This window comes from Streptomyces sp. 351MFTsu5.1 (assembly GCF_000383655.1).
Taxonomy (GTDB): Bacteria; Actinomycetota; Actinomycetes; order Streptomycetales; family Streptomycetaceae; genus Streptomyces; species Streptomyces griseorubiginosus.
The window spans coordinates 378,373-393,157 of the sequence record NZ_KB911780.1; the positions used below are offsets into that span (position 1 = coordinate 378,373).

Sequence of the window (14,785 nt, forward strand, 5' to 3'; positions counted from 1 at the left end):
GCGCTCGTGAAGGATCTCAAGTTCGAGCAGAAGAGCTCGCTGTCCCGTATCGAGGCGGCTGACCGCCTGGCCGCGCTCGCGGCCGCGCTGAGGGACGGCGGTCAGGCCGAGGTGGAGCTCGGCTCCGGAACCACGCTGAGCCTGCGGATCCCCGACGACCTGCGCACCGAGCTGGAGATCGAGGTCGGTGACGGCGAGGTCGAGCTGGAGATCGAGCTCAAGTGGTCCACGGCACCCGCTCGGACGCCGTCGCCGCAGCCGGCCGCGGACCCGGACAAGGCCACCCGGAGGAGGAGCGCACCCGCGAAGCCCGGTCGGAGCGGCACCGGCACCGGCCGGGGCAAGAGCGGTCGATGAGGAGCGTGCGCGTCACACCGGTTCCGGGACGAACGGGTGCAGTTCGTCCATGCCGTCCTGGATGACGCCGTACGTGCTCTCCGGTACCTCGTTCCAGGCGCCGGGCAGGTCGCCCAGGGGTTCGGACACCACGAGACGGGTGTCGTCGGAGACCCCGTCCAGGAACGCGGCGTCCGGGTGCAGCCTGCGCAGGGTGTCCACGCGGGTGCTGTAGAACAGCGACCGCGACGCGCCCTGGCTCGAGTAGCGGAACGCCCAGACGCGTGCGCCGTCGGTCACGCCGATCGTCATCTGGAGCGGGAACTCCACACCGTGCGCGCGGCCGACGCGCTCCACCGCGCCCACCATCCGGGCCACGGCCTCCGGCGGGTTCTTGTCGAGGCCGAAGGTGAGCGCCAGGTAGAACATCACCTCCGAGTCCGTCGTGCCCTCGATGTCCGCGTACAGCTCGGGGGAGACCAGCAGGGTCAGGTCGCGGCGCAGGAGGTGGAAGTCGGCGATGGCGCCGTTGTGCATCCACATCCAGCGGCCGTGCCGGAACGGGTGGCAGTTCGTCTGCTGCACCGCCGTGCCGGTCGTCGCCCTGATGTGCGCGAAGAACAGCGGGGAGCGGACATGATCCGCGAGCTCCCGCAGGTTGCGGTTGTTCCACGCGGGGCCCACGTCGGTGAACAGGGCCGGGGTGCCGATGCTCTCCTGCGCGTACCAGCCGACGCCGAAGCCGTCGCCGTTCGTCGTCTCGACCCCCAGTTTGGAGTGGAGGCTCTGGTCGATGAGCGAGTGGGCCGGTCTGTAGAGGATGGTGTCGAGGAGCAGGGGGGTTCCCGAGTAAGCGAGCCATCGGCACATGAACGATCACCTGTGTTCCTGCCCGCTTCCGCGGCCGGAGGTCCTGGTTCTGGTCCGGGTCCCATTTTCGCCTTCCCCCCGGCGCGGCGCCACGCGGAACGTCCCCTTCCTCGGCCGGCGGCCGTTGCCGGCGATGTCCAGCGGGCGGCCGTGCAGCCGTCGTACAACGGAGATCAGCAGCCCGGGACGACGAGTCCGGGGCGCGACAGGACCAGGAGACAGCCGTGTTGCCGTACACCGCGCGACAGGGGCACACCCCGCGGAGGCCCACCGTTCCGATGCTGCTCGTGGGGTGTGGTGTGCTGCTGTCGGTCGCCGTCGGTGGGGTGGGCTGGTTGACGGTGTCGACCGCACCCAGGGGGCTCGCGTCCCCCGGTGTCGCAGGGGAGGAACGCGGAGTCCCCGGTGCCGTGCTTCAGAGGACCTACGGACTCAGGGTGCCGGCCGGTGTCAGGGGCGCGTCCTACCTGGTGGTCCCGGGGGACGGCAGTGCGGACAGCGGGCAGGATCTCTACCTGCGCTTTCGCACAACACCCGCAGGACTCGAGGAGTTCGTGAGGTCTCTGGGCGACGGCAGCGGGGATCTGGCAGTTGGGGCCGCAGACCTGGACCAGGACGACCTCGACTCCGTCGGACTGCCCTGGAGGATCGGCCCCGGAGATCATCTCGCCGGCCTCTCCGCGGATCTCCCCGAACAGGGCGACACGGTCGGAACCGCTCTGCTCACCGTGGACGAGACGGACGCCGTGGCCCCGCTGGTCTACGCCCACGTGACCGTCTGGAACCGTGCTGTACCGGTCGCGAGTCGGAGGAGGACGGCCGTGTCGGGGCGGGGCAGACGGACCGTGAGGAGTCCGCGGTCCCTGTCCCATTGCGTGGTGCAGTCGGAGCCGGCCGGGTAGAGGACGACCGGCGTCGGCCGGCTGCCCCGCAGGTGGGGGAGGGGAATGGTGAGGACGCCGGGAGCGGCCGTGCCCGCGGGCGGCTCCCGGCGCCACACGGTGAGCAGCGTGCCGTCCTCGGTGCGCAGGCCCTGGGTGATCCAGGGGTCCTCCCAGCCCGGCAGACCGAGGGGCCAGAAGGGGTGGGCGTCCTGGATCTCCCGCCGGATGTCCCGGTAGACGGAGATCGCCGAGCGGACGAGGGCGAACTGTCCGGCGCTCATGAGGTGGAGGAAGCCGGAGAGGTGGATACGGCCGAGCAGTGCGCCGGTGAGGGTGAAGGCGACCTCGTCGGGGCTGAAGTGCGGCTGCGGGTAGGCCCAGACCGCCGCCTGTTCCGGTGTCACGGCGGTCGGTGCGGCCGCCGCGATCGGCGGGTAGCGCAGCAAGTCCTGCTGGTCGCTGGTGGACTGCACCTGGGCCAGGGTCAACTGCGCGTAGTCCATGCGCAGTCCGCCGGACCCGCAGTTCTCCAGGACCAGACCGGGGTGCCGGTCCAGGACCGAGGCCAGCCAGTCGAGATGCGCGCGGTGGTGTCCGAGCAGGCCCGCCCCCGGGCTCTCGGGGCCGTTCTGGGTGCCGGGGCCGATGTTGATGTTGTAGTCGAGTTTGAGGTAGCCGACGCCCCAGTCGCCGACCAGCCGGTCCACCACCTCGTCCAGGTGGGCACGCGCGGCCGGGTGGCGCAGGTCGAGGTGGTGCCGCCCGTGCTCGGTGACACGCAGCCCCCCGCGCCGGAAGAACGCCTCGTCTGGCAGGGTGCGGGCCAGCGGGCTGCGGACACCGACGACCTCCGGCTCGAGCCAGAGCCCCGGGGTCATCCCATGGCTCCTGATCGTGTCGAGGAGCTTCGGCAGACCGCCCGGGAAACGGTTCCGAGCGGGCTCCCACGCTCCCACCGCGTCCCACCAGCCCTGCGCGTCGTCGTCGTACCAGCCCGCGTCGATGACGAACACCTCCGCGCCGGCGGCGGCCGCGGACTCGATCAGGGGCAGCAGCCGCTCGGTGGTGGGGTCGCCCATGAGGGTGTTCATGTAGTCGTTGTAGATCACCGGCAGCGCGTGCAGGTCGGGGTGGTCGCGGCGGATGCTCCGGCGGTAGTCCGTCAGGACCCCGAAGGCGGCGTCCAGGCCACCGGTCTCCGCCCGGACGAGAACGGCCGGCACGGTGGTGAACTCCTGGCCGGGGGCGAGGGTGTGCTGCCACTGGTGGTGGGCGTCGTCGGGGCCGAACAGGGCGACGTACGCGGCGCCTTCGCGCTCACCGGTCTCGAAGCGCCAGCCGGCGCTGGACTCGATCTGCCACAGCCAGGCGCGGCCGTCCCGGTCGGTCAGGGCGGCGACGGGCAGGTGGCGGCCGGTGGACCAGCTGCCCTGCGAGTGCCGCTCGAAGCAGCCGCGGCCCTCGTGACCGTGCGCGGACCTGCTCAACGGGACGACCTGGTCGCGGAAGGGCGCCTGACGCCAACGGCATTCGGCGAGCCAGTCGTTGTCCGCCCAGTGCAGGGTGAGGCCGTCCAGGGCGCCCTCGGCGACCCCTCCGAGGGTCAGCGTGCTCACGCTCTCCAGCCGGACCGGCGCACTGCCCTCGTTGACCAGCCGCACCCGGGCCCGGAGGAAACCGGCGGGGGTGCGGCGGCTCTGCGGGCGGGTGGAGCGATTCTGCGGGTGGGTGGAGCGACTTCGCGTCCCCGTCCCCGCCCCCGTCTCCAGCAGAACCTCGGCCATCAGCCCGGTCACCGGATCCGTCAGCCGGATCGTCGTACGCCGCCCGCCGCCCGCCGACGCGGCCGTCTCGTGGTCGCGGTAGACCAGCCGCTCGCCGACGGCCGTCTCGATGAAACGCTCGCCCGACCACAGGCGTCCGTGTCCGGTCGCCGTGATCTCCACCAGAGGGACGAGACAGGCCGTGTCCTGGTCGGGTCCGCCCAGTCGCACCGAGCCGGTGGTGTCCACCACGGCATGCAGTCCGAGTTCCGGGCACGACCAGATACGGGATCGCTCGGCAACGGCAGCGGCCAACGTGGTCCTCCTTCCGGGACGGTTCGGCTTCGTGGGGCTCGGTGCTCACGGTCGCGCGCCGCCTCCATGTGACCGCTCACAACCCTGACAGGTGAGTGACCGGTCACACAAGCTGATTCATGACCGTCAAGGGTCTTGCCCCCGAAGGTGCCGTCATGCGAGTGTCCGGGCGATGGTTACGTAACCATGGCCGGTTTATGCGGATCTGGGGCGTTCGTTCACGGACTCTCCGGCTCGCCCATGGCTCGGTTCAGGTGGCGAACCCGCACCCCGCACAGGCATTTCCCGTCACTGGAGACGACATGACCGAGACCCGGACGAGGTCGAGAAGACTGGCCAGTGTGCTCATGGCCGGCTTCGGCGCGACACTCATGTTGCTGACCGCCCCCGCCCTCACCCAGTCGGCCACCGCCGCCCCGGCCGCCCAGCCCGCCTCGGTCAAGCCCGCTCCGAAGGGCGCCACCAGTGACTTCCGCGGAGTCAACTGGGCGGACCCGCGGGACAACTACGCCAGTGACGCCGTGGTGCCCAGCGGCCTGAAGGTGACCGACAGCTACGGCACCGTGTACCGCACCACGCAGAAGATGGTGCGCGGCTTCAGGAAGAACCTGGGCGCCAACACACTGCGCCTGCCGGTCAACCCGGCGAGCGTGGGCACCACTTGGTGGAAGTCCTACCGGGCGACGATCGACGCGGCCACGGCCCAGGGCGACAAGGTCATCGTCAGCTACTGGGAGGCCGACACCAGCAAGGACGGCCTGGTCGACGACCCGGCCACCTGGAACACCATGTGGGACACCGTGGTGCGGACGTACAAGCACAACCCGCGGGTCTACTTCGAGCCCATGAACGAGCCGCACGGCTACACCCTGGACCAGTGGGTGTCCGTCACCAGCGGCTGGCTGGCCCGGCACAAGGACGTCCCGCGCGGCCGTGTCGTGATCAGCGGTACCGGCTACAACGACAACGTCACCGGAGTCGGCGCGGCCCGCGCCCTGAAGGGGACCCTGCTGTCGCTGCACTTCTACGGCTACTGGGCCAGCCACACCACACAGGCGGACTGGACCGCCGACCTCGAGGCCCGGATCGGCTCGTACGCCGGCCGGACCGTCATCGACGAGGCCGGCTCCCCGATGACCATCGGCCTCAACTACGGCGCCTGGAACGGCAACGTGTACACCTCCTACCTGGCGGCCGTGGCCAACACCGCCCGCAGCAAGGGCATGGGCCTGGTGTACTGGCCGGGGCTGCGGTTCGGGGACGCCTACTCGATCGAGTCGCTGGACGCCGACGGCAACCTCGTGGACAACAGCGCCACCGGAGTCGCGCTGCTGCGCTGGGGCTACGGCTTCGGCAAGACCCCGCCGGTGAACGACCTGCCGCCCGCGCCGCCCGGTGAGGTCCTGCGCGGAGTCGGCTCCGACCGCTGCGTCGACGTGCCCGGCTTCAGCACCACGAACGACACCCAGCTCGACCTGTGGGACTGCAACGGCGGCGGCAACCAGACCTGGAACTGGGACGCGAACAAGCAACTCACCGTCTACGGCAACAAGTGCATGACGCTGGGCGGCACCGGAGCCTCGGCCGGCGACCCCGTGGTCATCTCCGACTGCACCGGCGCGGCGGCCCAGCAGTGGAACGTCAACGCGGACCTCTCGGTGACCAGCGTCGCCAACCCGGCGCTCTGCCTGGACGCGGCCGGAGCGGGCACCGGCAACGGCACCTCGGTCGACGTCTGGTACTGCAACGGCGGCAGCAACCAGCAGTGGACCAGGAGCTGACACCCGAACCCACCGCCCTCAACGCCCCAGCGCGGGCCGGGTCCTCCCGGCCCGCGCTGGGGTGTGTTCAGGGGTTGCGGCCCGCCCGGTGTCAGCCCAGGAGCTTCGTCGCCAGCGTCGCCGCGTTGTACGAGCCCCAGCCGGTGGTGAAGTCCCAGCCCGTGGCGGCCGAGTAGGCGCCGTTGCTGCCGCTGGTGATGTCGTGGAAGCCGGTGCCCGACGCGGAGTAGAGGGCCGGGTTGGCGAAGCCGAGGTTGGCCTTGCCGGCCGCTGCGGCCTGCTGGTTGTAGAGGGCCGCGAAGGCCGCCCACTCCGGGGCCGCCGCGCTGGTGCCGCCCACCGAGGACCAGCTGCCCTGCGAGTAGATCGAGACGCCGGGGCTGGGGTTGGCGTGCGCGGAGACGTCCGGAACCTGGCGGAAGCCGCCGCCCGCGCTCTTCTGCACGGCGGTCTGCCAGCTCGGGATCTTGAAGACGCTGGACTTGCCGCCACCGCCGCCGGACCAGGCCACCTCCTTGCTGAAGGCGTTGGCCGAGGTGACGGTCAGCTTGGTGCCGCCGACGCCCGTGACGTACGGGTCGCTCGCCGGGTAGTCGACGGAGGTGCCGCCGTCGCCCGCGTCGTCGGAGCCGTCGTCGCCGGAGGCCGCGTAGAAGCCGAGACCCTCGGCGGCGCCCGCCTTGAAGACCGCGTCGACCGCGTTGATGTTGGAGGTGGTGCGGGCGGACTCGGCGGCGCCCCAGCTGATCGAGGTGGTCGGGATGCCGCTGTCGACGATCGCCTGGTAGGTGTCGACCTCACCGGCATCGGAGTTGGGGCCCTCGAAGACGGTGACGTTCGCCTTGGGGGCGATCGCGTGCAGGACCTCGATGTCCAGCTCGACCTCGACCTGGCCGTCACCGAGCGCGCCGGAACCGCCGTCCACCGTGGACACGGTCGGAGTGGGCGAGCCCAGGCTGTAGTTGGTGTCGTACTTGGTGATGTTGGACTGCTGGAAGCCGTCGAACTCGATCAGCGCGATCTTCTGGCCGCTGCCGGTGTACGTCCCGGAGACGTTGTAGCCGCCCTTGAGCTGGGTCGGGGTGTAGCCGCCGCCCGGCCCGTTGTGCGGGGAGACCGTGCGGGGAACGGCCTGGTGGTGCAGCTGGGCGTGGTTGTTGAGGCCGGCCACGTCGCTGACCAGGGAGGCGATGGCGGTGGGGAGGGTGGGCGCGCTGTCGTTGGCGTAGAAGGAACGGCCGGTCCTGGCGTCCTTGAACGTGGACAGCTCGGTGCCGAAGGCCTTCTCCAGCTGGGCGGCGGTGCCGCTGGCGTCGACCAGCAGGTTGCCCGCGTGGACCTTGCCGACGGTCAGGCCCTGCGCGTGCAGGTACCGCGTGAGCTGCTTGACCTCGGCGTCGGTGCGGCCGAAGCGGGCCGCGAACTGCGCCTTCGTCAGATAGTGGCCGTAGGAGGCCGAGTGCGGGTCGCTGACCTTCGCCACGAAGGTGTCGAGGGCCGAGCCGCCTCTGGGGGACAGGCTGATCGCCACGGGTATCCGCTTGGCGGCCGCGACCGAACCCGTGCGCTTCGCCTGCGTGCCCAGGCCCTTGACGACGTCTCCGGCGACGGCCGCGCGGGTGGTGTGCGGCTGTGCCGCGTTCGCGGCGTAGGCGGCGGGGACGGCCGCGGAGAGCAGGGCCGGCACGGCGACCAGGCCGACCAGCTTCAGGCGTGACTTCACTGTGTCCTCCGGAGAGTGGGGGGTTGCGTCCCTGAGGGGGAACGGCTTCACCGTAGGAACAGCGGACCCCTCCCCGTAAGCGGGGGAACCCTTGCGTCACGTGTTAACGGCGGGTGTCGGGAGTGCGCGAGAACCGGACCCGGCCCGGCTGACTGGCCGTCACCGCCTGTACGGGCGGCCGCACTTGGTCATCGTCGCCCACGTTCACCGCCGCCCCGGTCGCGAGGACCGTCACGGCCATCACGTGCGCGAGTGCGGTGCGGGAGCGTACGCCGATCTTCCGGTAGACCCGGGACAGCGCCCCCTCGACTGTCTTGACGCTGATGAACAGCTCCGCGGCGACTTCCCTGTTGGTGGCCCCGCCGCCGACCAGCGCGGCGATCCGCGCCTCGGTGGGCGTGAGTTCGGGCCCGCCCGTCTCGCCGGCCCTCTCACCGGCGTCCACGCGGGCCAGCTCCTCCCGGGCCCGGCGCGCGAGCGGGGCGGCACTGATCCGGGTGGCGGTCTCCAGGGCTTCACCGAGGACCCCGCGCGCCGAACTCCGGCGTCGCGAGCGGCGTTCGACCGCACCGAGCGCGATCAGGGTGCGCACCAGCTCGACCGGGAGCGGCAGCCGGCGCAGCCGCTCGACCGCGGCCCGCAGCCGCGCCGCGCCCTCCCTGGCCCGGCCGAGCCCCGCCTCCCGCAGCCCTTCCGCCCGCTCCAGGGCGGCCAGCACACTGCCGGGCGTGGCAGCGGACACCCGGGCACGCGCCTCCCGTACGACCGCCCCGGCCTCGTCGGTCTCGCCGAGCACGACCAGCGCCTCGGCCAGGTCGGCGTACCAGTGCAGCAGGGGCGGGTCGGCGGCGGACATCGCCGTGCCCAGCTCCCGCACCCGTTGGAGTGCCTCCACGGCGGCCGCGGCTCCCCGCGGGTCGCCGCCGAGCAGCTCGGCCTGTCCCAGTACCGCCAGCGCGCGCAGCAGGAACAGCCGGTCGCCGTCGGCCTCGGAAGCGCGCACCGCCTGTCCGGCGAGGTGCCGGGCCTCCTCGGCGGTGCCGCCCGCAGTCGCCGCGAGCGCCGCCGCGTACAGCGCCGGCGCCGCCGGGACGCCCGCCTCGGCGAGCGGCCGCGCACAGCGGTCCGCGGTGCGCAGAGCCTCCCGGCAGTGCCCGGCGCGCACCTGCACCCGCGTCAGCGCCACCAGGGTCGCCATGACGTCCTCGACGCCGGCCAACTCGCCGACGGCGGCGAGGAGTCGGGTGAGCTGCTCGTGCGCCTCGGGGACCCGGTCGGAGTCCAGGGCGAGGATCGCCCGCATCCGGATCAGCCGCCAGCTCTCCGGACCGCCCTCGGTGCCGCCGCTCAGCGCGAGGGCGGCCTCCAGCGCGGCGTCGGCGGCGAGCGGCTCACCGGCCAGCGAGCGCACCCGGGCGAGCGTGGCGAGTGCCGCGACCCGGGTCTCGGTGTCGCCTGCCTCGGCCGCCTGCCGCGCATGCCGGTCGGCCTCCTCCAGCTCCCCGCACAACAGGCCCCGTACGGCGGCCCAGTGGTGCAGCCGCGCCTCCGACTCCCGGTCGCCCAGCGCGTCCTGAAGGCCCTCCTCGATCAAGTCGCCCGCGCCCTCCAGGGCTTGACCGGCGTTGCGCAGCAGGATCAGCCGGGCCCGCACCCGGCGGTGCGCGGAGTCCGACTCGGTGAGAACGGCACCGGCGGCCTCGCCCGCCTCCTCGATCCGCCCGGCGTCACAGGCGTACTCGGCCGCGGCCAGCAACCGGTCGGCGCGCTCCGCGGGACGGTCGCCCGGGGTACGCAGGACGGCGAGCGCGGCCAGTTCGAAACCGGTGTCGGGCGCGCCCTCGCGACGGGCGGTGTCCGCCGCCGACATCAGGGTGCGGGCCGTGCCCTCGTCCTCGTAGGGGCGGGCGTGGGCCAGGTGCCGGGCCCGCTCCACCGGTTCGCTCACCGCGTCGGCCAGCAGGGCGTGCGCCCGTCTGCGGTCGCTGCCCGGAGCGTCGGCGTACACGGCGGCCCGGAGCAGCGGATGCCGGAAGCGTACGGCCCCCTCGGCGTCGACGGCCGCGACACCGAGCCGTTCGGCCGCCGCGAGGTCGGCGGCCGGATCGGACAGCCCGGCAGCCCGCAGCACCGTGAGAGAGGGACGGGCGACGGCACTCGCGAGGAGGACCGTGAGCCGGGCGGGGGCGGGGAGTTCACGGAACCTGTGCAGGAGACGGGCACGGAGTCCCGAGGGCACGTCGAAGGCGTGGGGTCCGGCACCGGGAGCCGGTGAGCTCCCGGACGCCCTGTGTGCCGCCCGGCCCAACTCCTGTGCGTACCAGGGGTTTCCGGCGGCGAGTTCCTGGATCCTCCGCAGGGCCGCCGGGTGCGGGCCGGCTCCGGTGCCGGCGTGGACGAGGTGGGCCACCTCCTCGTCCGTCAGCGGGGGGACGGCGAGTTCGAGGGTGTCCGGCGGGCAGCAGCGCAGGCGCGTCGGCTGCTCGCCCTCGGGCACGCGCTCGGCGGCCAGGACACGGATGTCGAGGCCGTCCAGGCGGCGTACCGCGAAGGCGAGCAGGCCGGCGGTCGGCTCGTCGAGCCACTGCACGTCGTCGACGACCAGCAGGACAGGGCCGGTCGAGGCCAGTGCGCGCAGGGTGTCGAGCACGGCGACGCGGAGCGCGAGCCGGTCACGGTCGTCCGCCGGTGCCGGGCCCCGCAGTAGGGCCGCCTCGAGTGCCGCGCGGGGCTCGGGCGCCAGGGACGCGAGGCAGTGCTCCGGCACCGGCGCGAACAGGTCCACGAGCCCGGCGTGGGGGAGTGCGGCGTCCTCCTCGGCGGGTGCGCAGCGCAGGACCGTGCCGGGCGCGTCGGCCGTGAGCGCGGCCAGGAGCGTGGATCTGCCGATCCCCTCGGGGCCGTGGAGGAGCACTCCCGGCGCGGTGCGGGCGAGGTCGAGAAGCTCTCGGCGCCCGGTCAGCGGGGGTGGTGAACCCATGGGACACCGGCAGGTCGGAGCATGTGCTCATGACAACCCTGGTGGATCACGGTTGTCAATGACGTCCGTCACCCCACCGGTGTCTCCCGCGCCGCCGCCTCCGCCCTGCGCGTCGGCCGCCCCAGTGCCCAGAACAGCACGCCGAGGAGCATGAACCCGACGAGCGGTACGAGCTCGGTCAGCAGGTACTTCCCGCGCTCGGCGTGACTCCAGCCGTCCGGGGCGTAGGAGGAGCTGAACCAGTTGAACGGGGCGCCCGGCGCGACCAGTTGCACACAGGCGTACAGGACGAGCGCCGTGAGCACGATGCTGATCAGCAGCGGAGCCGGGGCCCGGTAGGGACGCGGGACACCGGGGGCCCTGCGGCGCAGCACCGCGAGCGCCGGGAAGATGCCCAGGTAGCTGACCAGTGTCGTGGAGACGGCCAGGCCCAGGACCGCGCCGAAGAGCTTCGCCGCGCTGCCGTTGGTCAGTTCGTGGGCCAGCACCAGGACGGCGGTCGAGACCAGGCCGCTGAGCACGTTGACCCGGACCGGGGTGCCGAAGCGGCTGGAGATGACGCCGAGGAAGCGCGGGGCCGCGCCGTCGTACCCGGAGACGGCGAGCGCGCGGTCGGAGCCCATCACCCAGGTCACGCCCGAGGACAGCACCGTGAGGATGAACAGGATCGCGGCGAGGTCCCCGAGCGCGCTGCCCGCCCCGCTCAGGGACGCGGTGCCGTCGCCGGCGACATGGCCGCCGTAGACCGTGAAGACCTGCCGGATCGCGTCGATGAAACCGCCGAGTCCGGAGATGGCCTTGACGGGCAGGACGAGAAGGATGCCGAGGATCGGCAGGGCGTAGAGCAGTACGGAGAGGGCGGCGCTGCGGAAGACGGCGTACGGCACGTCCTTCTGCGCGTCGGTCATCTCGTCGCCCGCGGTGCTGGGCAGTTCGAAGCCGACGAAGTTGAACATCAGGACCGGCACCAGGCCGACGAAGCCCGCGTACGTGGGGGAGAAGTCGCCGAGCCCGAATCCGTGCAGGCCGTGCCGGACGCCGTAGACCACGACGGTGACGGTGAACAGGCCGAGCAGGAGGAAGCGGCTCCAGGCGCCGACGGTGGGGATCCACTTGCCGACGTCGAAGGAGAGGATCGCGGCGAGCACGCCCACCCAGATGAACACCAGGGTGAAGATGTAGAAGGCGGGGGTGCTCAGGTCCTTGCCGTCGTGGAAGAAGGTCGTGTACGCCGTGACGGCCGAGACGGAGAGGGTGCCGCCCAGCCACACCGGATTGGTGATCCAGTACAGGAAGTTGTTGACCGCGCCGGCCAGGCGGCCGAAGGCGCGGCTGGTCCATATGTAGGGGCCGCCCTCGTCGGGGAAGGCGGCGCCGAGTTCGGCGGTGAGCAGCGCCGAGGGGACGAAGAACACCAGGGCCAGCACGATGAGCCAGGTGAACGCCTCCGCGCCCGAGGAGGCCACCGTGCCGATGGTGTCGACGCCGACGATCGTGCACAGCAGGAAGAACAGGATGTCGAACCGGCCGAAGTGCTTGCGCAGCTTCTGCCGCTCCGACTGGGCTGCCGCCGGCGGGCCGGCCGGCTCTTTGGTCAGGGGGCCAGCGGTCACCAGGGGCTCCTGCGGAATGAGCGGGGACAGGCGGGATTCGGCCAATGATCGAGGCCGTCGCACAAGCTCACAAGCGTCCATTGGGAAGTCTTGACCAGGTATTGCCGAAAATGGACCGGGATAAGGCTCCGGCGTGCGCCCCCTGCGCGGGTCCGTGTCTCCACGTGTCCCCGCGGTGCGGACCGGACCAGGCTTGATCGGGGTCTCTCGGGGGTAGTTGTCCTCCCCCGGGAGTAGCGAGAGGGCGGGCGGTCGTCCCGGGGCGGCAGTGCAGGTGCCTCCGTGGGCACGATGTGCGGACGGGTCTCGACGGCGAGGCTGGTCCGTGTCGGGGAACAGCAATGCAGCCCGAGGAGGGCGCCATGAACCGCCAGATCCGTGTTCGCGTCACCCGTCGGCCCTCGTCCACCCGTGACACCCGGCAGCCCGAGATCGACCGCCGGACCCCGTCGGGGCGGCTCCTGCCGTACTGACGGCCCCTGACGACCCCTCCGGCCGACGACGAAGTCGGTTCAGGTGCGGGTCAGTTCAGGTATCTGTCGATCGCCGTCCGCAGCGCCCGCCGTACCGCGGGCGATGCGTCCGGCTCCTCGCCCGCGGCCCCGGCCGTGACCACCGCTGCGACCTTGCGCAGCTTGGTGTTGGAGAGCTGCGAGGCCTCCCGCAGGATGTGCCACGCCTGGTCGGACGAGCAGGCGTGGGTGGCCATCAGAACCCCGCGCGCCTGGTCGATGAGCGGGCGGGTCACGATCGCCCGGCGCAGCTGCTCCACCTCCGTGCGCAACAGATCCAGCTGCTGCGTGCGCTCCAGGACCACCACCGAGGGCACCGGCTCCCGGCGCGTCCCGGGCCCGTTCAGCGGGTCCTCGGAGTCCAGGCCCGCCATCTTCAGGACGCGCTGCGGCTGCTCGTTCCAGCCCGTCGCCGACACCGGCACGCGGCGACGGCGGCCGTAGGTGTCGAGCACTTCCAGCAGCTGGAGTCCCGCCGTGTCCATGAAGGTGACGCCCCGCATGTCCAACTCGACCCGGTCGATGCCCTCCGGCAGCCGGGCGAGGGCCCTGGACAGGGCGTCCGCGCAGCCGTGGACCAGATTGCCGCGAGGGGCGAGCACGGCCGTGTCGCCGTCCACCCGGCCCTCGACGGTCAGCGCGTTCAGCTGCCCCGCGAGCGTGGTGTGTGTCGCTGAGCTCATGTCCGCCTCGCTGCTCCCCACAGTCGTCACGACGTTGAGTCACCGATCACCGCCGGCCGCCCCGGCCCTGGGTGTGGCCGTGCTGGATCGGCGTTACTGGAGTGCGCCTGCCCTCAGGCCGGTGGCCTACACCCCTGGCCCGCCGGGGAATGAGCGGCGCCCGCCGGGGGTAAACGCGGTCTCGTCCGGACAGTGCTGAGAGAATTCCCGGGAGGGGAGACGTATCGGAGGAGAGAACGTCCGGCCGGCAGTGGGGAGTGGGTGTGCACATCGGGTACGAGACGTCACGGCGCGGCCTTCGGGTGCACGGGGCCGTGGTGACGCCGCGATGACCGCCGTGACCGAGCCGGCGGGACCGTTCGTGCATCCCGCGCTCTTCTACCGTGACCAGCAGGAGTACCTGGCCAGCGTGGTGCCGTTCGTCCGGAAGGGCCTCGCCGCCGGGGAGCCGGTGGCGGTGGCCGTGCCGACCGGGAACCTGCGGCTGCTGAAGCGGGAGATCGGCACCGGTGAGGGTGTGCGGTTCCTCGACATGCGGGAGGCCGGGCGCAACCCCGGCCGGATCATCCCCGGGGTGCTGAGCGCCTTCGCCGACGCCCAGCCGCCCGGCACCCGGGTGCGGATCGTCGGCGAGCCGATCTGGGCGGGCCGCAGCGCCACCGAGTACCCCGCCTGTGTGCAGCACGAGGCGTTGATCAACGCCGCGTTCCAGGGGCGGACCGTCACCATCCTGTGCCCGTACGACATCCAGCGCCTCGACCCCCAGGTCGTCGCCGACGCCTACGGCACCCACCCCGTGATCGTCGACGCGGGCTCCGGGCGGGAGCGGGAGAGCCCGCCGTACGACTACGAGGCGGTCCACGCCCGCTACAACGAACCCCTGCCCCCCGCGCCCGAGGTTCCCGCGCACACCTTCGTCTCCGACGTGCTCGGCGAGGTGCGGCACCTGGCCACCGACGCGGCCGCGCGGTTCGGCCTCGTGTCGCCCCGGCTCGACGACCTGGCGCTGGCCGTCGCCGAGCTGACCACCAACAGCGTGGTGCACGGCGGCGGTTCGGGTGTGCTGCGGGTGTGGGCCGAGGACGGGTGCGTGGTGTGCGAGGTCCACGACCGGGGGCGCCTCACCGACCTGCTGGCGGGCCGCCGCCCGGCCTCCCGGGACCAGCGGGGCGGCCGCGGCCTGCTCATCGTCAACCTCGTCGCCGACCTCGTCCGCGTCCACACGGACCCGGCCGGCACCACGGTCCGCTGCTGGTTCGCCCTCTGACCCGGGCACCCCGACGCCGGCTGACGGATTCAGACCCGACGCCGGCCGGAGGGTCCAG

At 72.3% G+C, this 14,785-nt stretch carries 9 protein-coding genes; 3 read left to right on the plus strand and 6 right to left on the minus strand.

Annotation, left to right across the window (positions count from 1 at the left end):
* The first annotated feature begins 6 nt into the window (after nucleotides 1–6).
* Nucleotides 7–357 carry an amphi-Trp domain-containing protein gene (locus H295_RS43290; protein WP_020136366.1) on the plus strand — a complete coding sequence of 117 codons (351 nt, stop codon included), beginning with the start codon at nucleotides 7–9 and terminating at the stop codon, nucleotides 355–357.
* Between the two features lie 12 nt (nucleotides 358–369).
* Here H295_RS43290 and H295_RS0116135 read toward each other — a convergent pair whose 3' ends face one another.
* Nucleotides 370–1,206 (minus strand): class II glutamine amidotransferase, encoded by an 837-nt coding sequence (locus H295_RS0116135; protein ID WP_020136367.1) that lies wholly within the window; start codon nucleotides 1,204–1,206, stop codon nucleotides 370–372.
* 760 nt (nucleotides 1,207–1,966) lie between these two features.
* Nucleotides 1,967–4,105 (minus strand): glycoside hydrolase family 36 protein, encoded by a 2,139-nt coding sequence (locus tag H295_RS0116145; RefSeq protein WP_020136368.1) that lies wholly within the window; start codon nucleotides 4,103–4,105, stop codon nucleotides 1,967–1,969.
* A 365-nt stretch (nucleotides 4,106–4,470) separates the two neighbouring features.
* Here H295_RS0116145 and H295_RS0116150 point away from each other — a divergent pair, with 365 nt between their 5' ends.
* A complete protein-coding gene (locus H295_RS0116150) occupies nucleotides 4,471–5,949 on the plus strand; it encodes a ricin-type beta-trefoil lectin domain protein (protein WP_020136369.1) in 1,479 nt (492 codons plus the stop codon).
* 91 nt (nucleotides 5,950–6,040) lie between these two features.
* Here the strand turns inward: H295_RS0116150 and H295_RS0116155 are convergent, their stop codons facing one another.
* The 4 genes from H295_RS0116155 to H295_RS0116175 all read right to left on the minus strand — a co-directional run bounded on the left by H295_RS0116155 (nucleotide 6,041) and on the right by H295_RS0116175 (nucleotide 13,460).
* A complete protein-coding gene (locus H295_RS0116155) occupies nucleotides 6,041–7,672 on the minus strand; it encodes a S53 family peptidase (RefSeq protein WP_020136370.1) in 1,632 nt (543 codons plus the stop codon).
* A 103-nt stretch (nucleotides 7,673–7,775) separates the two neighbouring features.
* Nucleotides 7,776–10,652 (minus strand): helix-turn-helix transcriptional regulator, encoded by a 2,877-nt coding sequence (locus H295_RS0116160; RefSeq protein ID WP_020136371.1) that lies wholly within the window; start codon nucleotides 10,650–10,652, stop codon nucleotides 7,776–7,778.
* Nucleotides 10,653–10,720: 68 nt separating this feature from the next.
* Nucleotides 10,721–12,265 (minus strand): APC family permease, encoded by a 1,545-nt coding sequence (locus H295_RS0116165; protein ID WP_020136372.1) that lies wholly within the window; start codon nucleotides 12,263–12,265, stop codon nucleotides 10,721–10,723.
* A gap of 523 nt (nucleotides 12,266–12,788) precedes the next feature.
* On the minus strand, nucleotides 12,789–13,460 hold the full coding sequence (locus H295_RS0116175; protein WP_020136374.1) for an ANTAR domain-containing protein: 672 nt from the start codon (nucleotides 13,458–13,460) through the stop codon (nucleotides 12,789–12,791).
* 328 nt (nucleotides 13,461–13,788) lie between these two features.
* Here H295_RS0116175 and H295_RS0116180 point away from each other — a divergent pair, with 328 nt between their 5' ends.
* On the plus strand, nucleotides 13,789–14,727 hold the full coding sequence (locus H295_RS0116180; RefSeq protein WP_020136375.1) for an anti-sigma factor RsbA family regulatory protein: 939 nt from the start codon (nucleotides 13,789–13,791) through the stop codon (nucleotides 14,725–14,727).
* Nucleotides 14,728–14,785 lie beyond the last annotated feature (58 nt).

Bases quoted from the DNA above. Each gene is read 5' to 3' on its own strand.
- H295_RS0116180 (WP_020136375.1), top strand. From the start codon at position 13,789: ATGACCGCCGTGACCGAGCCGGCGGGACCGTTCGTGCATCCCGCGCTC.
- H295_RS0116175 (WP_020136374.1), bottom strand. From the start codon at position 13,460: ATGAGCTCAGCGACACACACCACGCTCGCGGGGCAGCTGAACGCGCTG.
- H295_RS0116150 (WP_020136369.1), top strand. From the start codon at position 4,471: ATGACCGAGACCCGGACGAGGTCGAGAAGACTGGCCAGTGTGCTCATG.
- H295_RS0116135 (WP_020136367.1), bottom strand. From the start codon at position 1,206: ATGTGCCGATGGCTCGCTTACTCGGGAACCCCCCTGCTCCTCGACACC.
- H295_RS0116160 (WP_020136371.1), bottom strand. From the start codon at position 10,652: ATGGGTTCACCACCCCCGCTGACCGGGCGCCGAGAGCTTCTCGACCTC.